Below are 6604 nucleotides of genomic sequence, written 5' to 3'. Positions count from 1 at the left end.
TACTCCTCACTTTAACCCATTCTTTAATATATCTATATTGGGTTAAGGGGTCAAAACTAAGTTTTACTAAATTCACATCCAATATATAGTTTTGATGCCTTAACCCTATTTACCTAAACTATATTATACACTTTCTTATTCTGTTCGTATAGAAATACAAGGATTAAATATCATTGTCCGTCTTCATGAATTCTATGAAAGTAGTACACGCGATCGAGACTCCACGTTTTTTGTTATAAAGCAATCCAATACTTCTTTGCGGAATCATAGGGACTACAGGCCATTCATATATGTTCTTATTCTTAAGGTCCTCTGATACAAAATTCCCTATAACTGAAGCCACACCTAGGCCAATCTTTGCAAACTCAACAAGAAACTCCATACTGCTGATTTCAATATCTACATTCAAGGTTATGTGATGACGTTCAAGAAAATGCTCTAAGTGATCCCTAGTAGCATTATTACGCTCTAATAGTAACATAGGATGTTTTTCCAACTCTTTTAGTGGTATAACTTCTTTTGGTGGACGCTGTCTGGATACAAAGATATCTTGAATCATCATTAATTGAATATACTCAAAAGCCTGATCTGCTTTTAGATCACTGATTATGGCACAGTCTAAAAACCCCTCCTCCAAAAGCTTCATTGTTTCTAGACTGGTTCTATTAACAATCTCAATCTTAAGCTTAGGGTATACTTGATGAAACCTATTTAGAAAGGGCATGAAATAGTACTTACATAAAGTATTGCTGATGCCGATTCTAATAGCGCCAAAAGACTTATCTCTAAGCTGATGTAAGAGTTTTTCTCCTTCATGTATTTGGCGGAAAGCCGTAGCCACATGATCATATAGAAGCTGTCCCTCTTTCGTCAAGGTAACCCCTTTCGCATGTCTTACAAATAATAAGACGCCTAAATCCGCCTCTAAGTTCCGTATAGATTTACTAATAGCCGGTTGAGATACAAATAAAGCCTTTGCCGCCTTAGAAATGCTTTCATATTCTGCAACTTGATAAAACACATGATATAATTCCGCCGTCATTACAGTACCTCCATAACTTATGATTATGTAACCTATCAATAATAGTTATTTTATTTATATCTATTAAAAGTATACAATGGATAGTATAAAATGTAAACGTCTTGTATTTAAAGGCATTACTATGGATGAAAGGATGATTACTATGTCAGGCAAAACTATTTATGAAAAAATTTGGGCCAACCACCTTGTGGATCAAGAAACTGGCAAACCGGGAATATTATACATCGATCTTCACTTATTGCATGAGGTGACTTCACCTCAGGCTTTTGAAGGTTTAAGACTTTCCAACCGTCAGGTCCGAAAACCAAACCTATCATTTGCAACCATGGACCACAATGTTCCGACAAAGGATCGATATAACATTACAGATCCAATATCAAAAATACAAATCGAAACATTGGAAAAAAATTGTGCCGAATTTGGTGTAACTTTATATGGACTCGACAGCCCGGATCAAGGCATCGTTCATGTTATCGGACCCGAACTGGGTTTAACCCATCCAGGAAAAACCATCGTTTGTGGTGACAGCCATACAGCTACCCACGGTGCTTTCGGTGCCTTAGCTTTTGGTATCGGTACAAGTGAAGTGGAACATGTCTTATCAACCCAGTGTTTACAACAATCCAAATCCAAGACCATGAATGTCAAAGTACTTGGTCGTCTTGGATACGGGGTAACAGCGAAAGACGTTATTCTTGGCATTATCAGCCAATATGGTACAGATTTTGGAACCGGTCATGTTGTTGAATTCACAGGTGAAGCGATTTTACAAATGACCATGGAAGAACGTATGACCATCTGTAATATGGCCATCGAAGCCGGTGCCAGAGCAGGTCTCATCTCACCTGATGATACAACTTTTAATTATTTAAAAGGGCGCCAACACGCACCAAAAGATGAAGCTTTTGAAGATGCCGTCCTTACTTGGCGCGCTTTGGCTTCAGATGATGATGCGGTTTATGATGCGACTTTGGAATTTGATTTGAATGTTTTGGAGCCTCAAGTCACTTGGGGTACAAGTCCTTCAATGGGTGCCAGTATTAATGATGTGGTTCCATCTCCTAGTGATTTTGAGTCTGCAGATGATCAAAAATCTTGTGAAAACGCTCTTGAGTACATGGGCCTTACCTCCGGTACACCAATGTCGGATATTAAAATCGATTACGCTTTCATTGGTTCCTGTACCAACGGACGCATAGAAGACCTTCGTGCAGCTGCCAAAGTAGCCAAAGGTCGCAAAGTAGCTGATGGCGTTACGGCACTTGTGGTTCCTGGATCACAAAAGGTTAAGCTTGCAGCTGAGGCCGAAGGTCTTGACAAGATTTTTGTAGAAGCTGGTTTTGAATGGCGTGAATCCGGATGTAGCATGTGTTTAGCCATGAACCCGGATTACCTACAACCAAAAGAACGTTGTGCTTCAACCTCTAACCGTAACTTTGAAGGCCGACAAGGCAGAGGTGGTCGAACCCATTTGGTCTCCCCTGCTATGGCCACCGCTGCAGCAATTTATGGTCACTTTGTTGATGTCAGAAAAATCGAAGCATTAGAAGCTTAAGGAGGTATCATCATGGAACCCTATAAAAAAATTAATGGTATTGTCATGCCAATCGATCGAACCAATATAGACACGGATGCTATCATCCCCAAACAATTCCTAAAACGCATAGAGCGCAGCGGTTTTGGGCAGTATGTATTTTATGAGTTTAGATACGATGAAAATAATCAACCCATTGAAGATTCCATCTTTAATATGCCAAGATATGAAGGCGCATCCGTCTTAATATCCAGAGCCAACTTCGGTTGCGGTTCTTCAAGAGAGCATGCACCGTGGGCCCTTGAAGACTACGGTTTCAAAGTCATCATCGCGCCTAGTTATGCAGATATTTTTCACAATAATTGTTTTAATAATGGTATTCTTCCCATAGAACTGGATAACAGTATTATGGATGTTCTATTTGAAAAAACCTATGCAAAGGAAGGCTATAAATTAGAAGTGGATCTTGAAGCACAAACCATCAAAGACAATGATGGCTTAGAAATTCAGTTTGATATTGATCCTTTCCACAAACATAAGTTATTAAATGGCCTTGATGATATCGGACTCACTTTACTAAAAGAAGATAAGATTCTAAAGTATGAGAAGGAACATCATCTGGTGTAATTTATTATAAACTGGGTCCCATGAAAACCCATCCGTGGATTAGCTACAACGGCCTCTTGTTCCTACATCCGTGTAGGAAAAGTCGGCGGTCTGCATCCATGCAGACTTGCAAATTTCATAAGAAAGTTTTCATTTACGCATCATGTCTTAAAGACTGTCATGATGCTTGTGGTTACTTTCTTATGAGCCTTGTAGCTAACACCACTGCTGGAACTTCATAGTCGATGTTGGTATAATATGGTTTTTTGGTTACTTTAGAGCATCATAAGATAATAAGAATTTAAGCCAATTGAAATTACGCATATACGAAACCGAATGAGGAAAGAAAAAGCGCTGAACAATCACAGTTCTACATGGATGTAGAACGTCCTTCATTTTTACAGGATGTAAAAAAAGAAGGATGATTGAGCAGTGCTTTTTATTGACGAAATGACGACTTATTACCGAGTAGATGTGATACACAGGTTTTCCGCTGACCGTACGAAGTGTAAGGCAAGGAAAAGCTGTGTGTTACATCTAGGATTATTACCAAGAATTTAAGTTCTAAAATCTATTACTAAAAAAAAGACAAACACTCATACGCCTGCCTAAGTGCTTTAATACTTGGAAAAATTTCTACCAAGTAATCCATTTCTTATCATGATTAATCAGCATATTCACTTTCAAGTTATACACCTCATCTATATTTTCTTCCGTTAGTATTTCAAGAGGCTCCCCCTGCTTAATAATCCGACCCTCTTTCATTAGAAAAATATGGTCGCAATGGTTCATGGTAATATTCAGATCATGAAGAACGGATATCACTATTTTATTCTGCTTTCTGCAGATTTCTTTCAATAAAGCTATAATCTCATATTGATAATGAATATCTAAGTGAGAAATAGGTTCATCTAGTAGAATAATATCCGTGTCTTGAGCAATGGCCCTTGCAATAACCACCCGTTGAAGCTCACCGCCACTCAATTCATTAACATGCCTGCTTCTTAATGGCATCAGATTCGTCTCCATAAGTGTGGTTTCCACCATGTCGTAATCTTTTTTTGTAATGTTGGTCATTCTGTTTGTATATGGGTATCGACCCATCATGATGACTTCCTCTACTGTAAAAGCATACTTCATGTTAAACATTTGAGGTACAAAGCTGATTTTTTTTGCCAAGGTCATGCGTGGCATCTTATGGATATCTTGACCGAAAATATGAATGCGGTTGTGAGGGCAATTGTTTAACCCGGCCATAAGCTTAAGCCAAGTGGATTTCCCAGAGCCGTTAGGACCGGCAATCCCATAAAAAGTACCTTGATAGAAATCACCTTCAACCTGATGCAATACATCTTGCCTGTCATAAGCAAAGCTTAAGTTTTTTACCTGTAAAGGTATTTCATAGCCCATTAGCTCACCAACTTTCGATGTTTGTAAAGAAGCCATAAGAAGAAAGGCACACCACACAAGGCTGTTATGATCCCTACAGAGAGTTCTTTGTTGTTTAACGTTACTCTTGCAATGGTATCACAAATAATTAAGAATATGCCGCCACTTATGGCCGACATGGGCATTAGTTTCCTATGGCTAGGACCGGTAATCAACCTTACACCATGAGGAATGATTAAGCCCACGAATCCAATAATACCACTGGAGGCTACAATTACAGCGGCAACTAAGGAGCTTACAATTAAAAGGCGTTTCTTAAGCTTATCGACCTCTACACCAACTGATTTTGCCTGTTCATCCCCCATCATAATCATATCCAACTCACCACTGTGCTTAATGATATACATAATACTTATACCAACAACCAGGAATACAAGAAACACCTTATCCCATGAAGCATTTTTAAAGCTGCCTAAGGTCCAAAAATATACGGATTCTACTTGTTCTTGATTAAACGTCATTATTAGCGTAATAAGGGCACTTAGAAAGTAATTCACCGCTAATCCGGATAAAAGCAACACAGAAACCGGCAACTCACCTCTAACTACCGCCAACTTATAAATCAGGAACATAACGCTTATGGCTCCAACAAAGGCAAAGAGGGAAACCGTCGTAAAGGACAAAAAACGCATTTGTATCTCCATGACCGCTGCAAGGGTAGCACCAAATGCAGCCCCTGAAGAAACACCTAATAAGTAAGGTTCTGCCATAGGGTTAGAGAATACACCTTGAAACACACAACCGGTTACTGAAAGACCCATGCCAGCCAGGAGCGCCAATATGATTCTCGGTAACCTTAGGTTAAAGATAATGGTTTCATAGCTCCCAGTGGTTTCAAAATAAGAACCAACAATAGGTAATTTACTAAAAATGGTCCCTATAAAATCCTTAAGGGATATGTTGGCACTCCCCATGGTAGCAGCAACAGCTATGGTAAGAAGCAGTAAGGCCATAGCAATTATGAAATTCATTTTTGTCATTGATTTTGTCATATGCTACCCCGCTTCATCTAATCTAAAATGCTTCAGGATGGAATATACGTGCCATAACTTCAATGGCATCTCCAATCCTTGGTCCTTGTCTTACAATCATATTCTCATCGACCTCATACAAACGGTCTTCTTTTATAGCATCCAGTTCTTTATACCCTTCAAGCTTTTGTATACTGGCTTTTGTATCCCAATATTTGGAACATAACATGAGGTAAGGGTTTTTTTCAACGATTTTTTCAAGACTGTACATCCAATCGCTTCCATCCTTAGCAATATTCTCACCCCCTGCAAGAGTTATCATATCATGAACAAAGGTTTCTCCTGTAGCGGTTGTATCTACCCCTTCTGCAGCATGTACAACGTAATAGACCGTTGGTGGTACTAAGCCTTCGACCGCCACTTTGACCGCTTCGATTTGTGCCCTGACTTTTTCTTCTAGCAATTTGGCTTCTTCACTTCTATTAATAATCTGACCTATTATTTGATAATATTCATAAGTACCCTCAAGCGTACTGTCTTTGTCTAGGATTATAACTGTGATACCTTGATTCTTAAGATTCGAAGCCAGATCCTCAGATGCCATGGATGATAGAAAAAGAATATCCGGGTTCGCTTCTACGATGCTTTCCACATTCAAGTCAAAAAGCGTACCAAAATCTTGAATCTCTTCTGTTTCTACTGGGAAATCACAATAAGTCGAACGACCTATTATCAGTTCACCGGCATTTAAAGCAAATATGAGTTCTGTAATTTCCGGTGAAAGGGATATCAAAGTACTCGGTGCCTTTTCAATAACCACTGAATTACCAAATTTGTCTACTAGGGTCATTGGGTATATCTCATTATTACCATCGCTTACTATAGGCGTTTTCTCCTCTGTTACTACATCCTCTTTGGCACAAGCTGCCACCAAAAACATAAGCGTTATCATTGTTAGAATAATTGCTATTACATTTTTTGATATTTTCACTTTCATATTCT

General features: G+C 38.9%; 6 protein-coding genes. 2 read left to right on the top strand and 4 right to left on the bottom strand.

What is annotated here, in order from left to right; all coding sequences use genetic code 11:
- Positions 1 to 163: 163 nt before the first annotated feature.
- Entirely contained in the window at positions 164 to 1042 is an 879-nt protein-coding gene (locus P0N36_RS04160; protein ID WP_275841575.1) for a LysR family transcriptional regulator, read from the bottom strand.
- Between the two features lie 142 nt (positions 1043 to 1184).
- Between P0N36_RS04160 and leuC the strand changes: the two genes are divergently transcribed.
- Both leuC and leuD read left to right on the top strand, forming a co-directional pair.
- Positions 1185 to 2597, top strand: coding sequence for a 3-isopropylmalate dehydratase large subunit (gene leuC, locus P0N36_RS04155; RefSeq protein ID WP_275841574.1), 1413 nt, complete (start codon positions 1185 to 1187; stop codon positions 2595 to 2597).
- Positions 2598 to 2609: 12 nt separating this feature from the next.
- The gene (gene leuD / locus P0N36_RS04150) at positions 2610 to 3203 is read left to right on the top strand and encodes a 3-isopropylmalate dehydratase small subunit (RefSeq protein ID WP_275841573.1); all 594 of its coding nucleotides are present in this window, start codon (positions 2610 to 2612) and stop codon (positions 3201 to 3203) included.
- A gap of 615 nt (positions 3204 to 3818) precedes the next feature.
- Here leuD and P0N36_RS04145 read toward each other — a convergent pair.
- Genes P0N36_RS04145 through P0N36_RS04135 form a run of 3 tightly spaced genes read right to left on the bottom strand, consistent with a single transcriptional unit; the run spans position 3819 to position 6599 of the window.
- Positions 3819 to 4592: an ABC transporter ATP-binding protein gene (locus P0N36_RS04145; protein ID WP_275841572.1), complete on the bottom strand. Its 774-nt coding sequence runs from the start codon at positions 4590 to 4592 to the stop codon at positions 3819 to 3821.
- Positions 4592 to 5623, bottom strand: a complete 1032-nt coding sequence (locus tag P0N36_RS04140) for a FecCD family ABC transporter permease (RefSeq protein ID WP_275841571.1) — start codon at positions 5621 to 5623, stop codon at positions 4592 to 4594. The genes P0N36_RS04145 and P0N36_RS04140 overlap by 1 nt, the downstream gene beginning before the upstream one ends.
- A 22-nt stretch (positions 5624 to 5645) precedes the next feature.
- On the bottom strand, positions 5646 to 6599 hold the full coding sequence (locus P0N36_RS04135; RefSeq protein WP_275841570.1) for an ABC transporter substrate-binding protein: 954 nt from the start codon (positions 6597 to 6599) through the stop codon (positions 5646 to 5648).
- Positions 6600 to 6604: the final 5 nt, after the last annotated feature.

This window comes from Petrocella sp. FN5 (assembly GCF_029210395.1).
Classification (GTDB): domain Bacteria; phylum Bacillota; class Clostridia; order Lachnospirales; family Vallitaleaceae; genus Petrocella.
Note: the sequence above shows the minus strand (reverse complement) of the source record. Positions and strands in the feature narration are given on the sequence as shown.

Bases quoted from the DNA above. Each gene is read 5' to 3' on its own strand.
- P0N36_RS04145 (WP_275841572.1), bottom strand. From the start codon at position 4,592: ATGGGCTATGAAATACCTTTACAGGTAAAAAACTTAAGCTTTGCTTAT.
- P0N36_RS04140 (WP_275841571.1), bottom strand. From the start codon at position 5,623: ATGACAAAATCAATGACAAAAATGAATTTCATAATTGCTATGGCCTTA.
- P0N36_RS04135 (WP_275841570.1), bottom strand. From the start codon at position 6,599: ATGAAAGTGAAAATATCAAAAAATGTAATAGCAATTATTCTAACAATG.
- leuD (WP_275841573.1), top strand. From the start codon at position 2,610: ATGGAACCCTATAAAAAAATTAATGGTATTGTCATGCCAATCGATCGA.
- P0N36_RS04160 (WP_275841575.1), bottom strand. From the start codon at position 1,042: ATGACGGCGGAATTATATCATGTGTTTTATCAAGTTGCAGAATATGAA.
- leuC (WP_275841574.1), top strand. From the start codon at position 1,185: ATGTCAGGCAAAACTATTTATGAAAAAATTTGGGCCAACCACCTTGTG.